At 70.9% G+C, this 2,306-nt stretch carries 1 protein-coding gene; it reads right to left on the minus strand.

Annotated elements, in window-relative coordinates; genetic code table 11:
* Positions 1-2,306: type I polyketide synthase (locus tag NON22_RS23310; RefSeq protein WP_257389379.1), on the minus strand; the 2,306-nt coding region annotated here is incomplete at both ends.

Here is a 2,306-nt window from a genome sequence, read left to right on the forward strand (position 1 = left end):
CTGCCTCGGGGCCGGCCTGCAGCGCCGCGAGCGACAGCGGCGGCGGCGGCGCGCCGTCGAGCAGCACGGCTTCGCCGGCGCAGAACACCCGCTCGCCGCCGGCGATCTCGAACGCGAAGCACGCGTCGTCGATCGCCTGCAGGCTCACGGTGACCGGCGTGTCGCCATCGAGCGGCGGCGCGTCCTGCCAGTCGACGCGGGACAGTTCGAGCGCCGTCGACGTATCGACGCGTGCGGCCAGCTGCAGCGCGGCGCGCGCCATTTCGAGGCAGGCGCCGGCCTGCAGGCGGCGGTCCGTGCAGAACGGTTCGTCGCCGCGGAACGACGACGCGAAGCTCTGCCGGTACAGGTCAGAGGTGTTCGCGTGCAGCAGCGGATGCGGCGCCGCGGCCGGCGCGACGGTGCCTGCGGCCGGCAGCTCCAGCCAATGCCGCTCGCGCGCGAACGGATAGGTCGGCAGGTTCAGGCGCGCCGGCCTGGCACCGCTCGCATACAGCGCGTTCCAGTCCCAGTCGAGGCCGCGGGTCCAGAGCTCGGCGAGCTGGTCGAGCTTGCGGCCGGCCAGCCAGCGGCCGAGCGTCTGCTGCAGGTCGCTGTCGGTGCTGAACAGGCTCAACGCCTCCTTGTGGCGTTTCGCGTGGCCCTGGTACAGCGCGTCGACTTCGCCGTCGCCGGCAGCGAACCGGTCGAGCTTGCCGATCAGGTCGGCCGCCGTGTCGACGACGATCGCAATGCGCTCGTCGAACGCTTCGCGGCCGGCCTGCAACGTATAGGCCAGCGCGTCGAGCGCGGTCGCCGGCGCGCGGACGAGGAAGTCGCGCAGGTCGGCCGCCTTGCGCCGCAGCTGTTCGGGCGTGCGCGCCGACAGCACGACCAGTGCGGGCTCGGACGTCGCCGCGGCCGCGGCCGGCGCGACGTATTCCTCGACGATCAGGTGCGCGTTCGAGCCGCCGGCGCCGAACGAGGAAATGCCGGCGATCCGCGGCAACGTGCGGCCGTCCACGACCGGCGCGGTCCAGTCGACCAGCTCCTGGTTGACGACGAACGGACTTGCCGCGAAATCGATGTGCGGATTCAACGTGCGCGAATGCAGCGACGGCACGATCTGCCGATGCTTGAGCTGCAGCAGCACCTTCGTCAGCCCGGCGATGCCGGCCGCGGCCTCGCAATGGCCGATGTTCGACTTGGCCGAACCGATGCGGCAGAACTGCCGCTCCGCCGTGTACTGGCCGAAGGCGCGATTGAGCGCGGCGATCTCGATCGGATCGCCGAGCTTCGTGCCGGTGCCGTGCGCCTCGATGTAGCTGATGTGCCGCGCATCCACGCGCGCTTCGGACAACGCGAGCGCGATCGCGCTGGTCTGCGCCTGCGGATTCGGCACGGTGTAGCCGTTCGTGCGGCCGCCGTGGCTAAGACCGCTGCCGCGGATCACGGCGTAGATCGGATCGCCGTCGCGCTGCGCGTCGGACAGGCGCTTGAGCACGACCGCGCCGACGCCTTCGCCCGGAATGTAGCCGTCGCCGCCTTCGCCGAAGCTCTGGCAATGACCGTCGCCGGAAATGAACTGGCCGACGCTGAGCAGCAGGTATTTCTGTGGATGGATGCTGATGTTGACGCCGCCGGCGATCGCCAGCCGCGTGCGCCCCTGGCGCAGGTCCTGGCAGGCGAGATGGATCGCGGTCAACGACGAGGAGCACATCGTGTCGACCGTCATGCTCGGACCGTGCAGGTCCAGCGCGTACGACACGCGGTTGGCGATGCTCGCGACGTTGCCCGAGAAGCCCATGCGCAGCGACTGCGCGTCGGCCGCGACGCCGAGCAGCTGGTATTCGCTGTACATGACGCCGACGTAGACACCGACATCGTCGGCCGCGCCGTTGCCGCGCAGGCTCGCACGGCAGTGGCCGGCGTCCTCGACCGCCATCCAGGCATGCTGCAGGAACAGTCGCTCCTGCGGATCGATGAACTTGGCTTCGCGCGGCGCGATGCTGAAGAACTGCGGATCGAACTCGTCGACGCCGTCGATGAAACCGCCCCAGCGGCTGTAGTGGCGGCCGCTCTCGGTGCGGTCGGCGCTGTAGTAGTCGCGCCAGTCCCAGCGCCCGGCCGGCACTTCGACGATGCAGTCGCGGCCGTCGCGCAGGTTGGTCCAGAACGCGGCGAGATCCGGCGACTCCGGATAGCGGCCGCTGACGCCGATGATCGCGATCGGCTCGTTCGCCGCCGGCGCGGCGTGGTCGGCAGACCGCGACGGCAGACGCGAGCGCTGAACCGCGCGCGCTTCGGCCGGCGCCGGTACCGGCGCG

Origin of the sequence: Tahibacter caeni (assembly GCF_024609805.1) — a bacterium.
GTDB classification, from domain to species: domain Bacteria; phylum Pseudomonadota; class Gammaproteobacteria; order Xanthomonadales; family Rhodanobacteraceae; genus Tahibacter; species Tahibacter caeni.